General features: G+C 57.0%; 1 protein-coding gene. It reads left to right on the top strand.

Annotated features, from left to right (window positions below; all coding sequences use genetic code 11):
* On the top strand, nt 1-1,041 hold a 1,041-nt coding region (locus VSR82_RS39795; protein ID WP_498858903.1), incomplete at both ends, for an IS3 family transposase.

The following is a 1,041-nucleotide window of genomic DNA, read 5'->3' as shown; positions in this document are numbered from 1 at the left end:
GTTGCCGTCGATCATTATTTGAGCCATGACCGCTGTGCTGCCGCAACCTTGAGGGCTTTGGGCTATCCGAGTCGCGAGACGCTTGCAGCCTGGATCGAAGAACTGTGCCCTGGGATCAGAAAACGTACTGTTGGCAGATCAGTTGGTAGCGTTCCAAAATCACATAAAGTGAAGCAGGCGGCGGTCATCGAGCTGTGCACCAGAGAGCAAAGCGCACGCGTGGTTGCCGAGAGAACAGGCGTGAGTAGGCCGACGCTGTATAACTGGAAGAACCAGCTACTCGGTCGAGAGGTTCCAGCATCGATGAAACGCAAAAAGCAGCCAGCGCCGGACCATGAACGTGCGGAACTGGAACAACAGGTCGAATCGCTTCGACGCGACATCCGGCAGTTGCAGCTTGAGCACGATATCCTGAAGAAGGCGAACGAACTGATAAAAAAAGGAATGGGCGTCGACCCGCAACTCCTGAGCAACCGGGAGAAGACGATGCTGGTTGATGCCCTGAAACAGACCTATGCGTTGCCGGAGCTGTTAGCCGCCATGGGGCTTGCCCGAAGTTCGTACTTCTATCACCGTGCACGTCTGTTGGTTGCTGACAGGCACGCTGGCGCGCGTCGCGTCATCGCGGACATCTTCGAACTCAATCACCGTTGCTATGGATATCGCCGGATCCGCGCGGCATTGGGCAGGCAGCAGATCTTCATCTCGGAGAAGGTAGTGCGACGTTTGATGCGACAGGAAGGTCTGGCCGCTGCCACGACCAGACGACGTCGCTACGGCTCCTATCGCGGAGAAATAAGCCCCGCGCCGGAGAACATCATCAATCGTGACTTCTGTGCCGACGCTCCAAATCAGAAATGGCTCACCGACATTACCGAATTTCAGATCCCGGACGGCAAGGTATATCTGTCACCTGTGATCGACTGCTTCGACGGTCTCGTAGTGAGCTGGTCAATCGGCACGCGCCCGGATGCCGAACTCGTCAATACCATGCTGGATTCGGCGATCGAGTCGGTTGCTGGCTGCGAGCAGCGGCCCGTG

It is taken from the genome of Burkholderia sp. JPY481, from assembly GCF_038900515.1.
GTDB classification, from domain to species: Bacteria; Pseudomonadota; Gammaproteobacteria; order Burkholderiales; family Burkholderiaceae; genus Paraburkholderia; species Paraburkholderia youngii.
The sequence above is the reverse complement of the archived record's forward strand: the minus strand, read 5'-3'. Positions and strand labels throughout refer to the sequence as shown.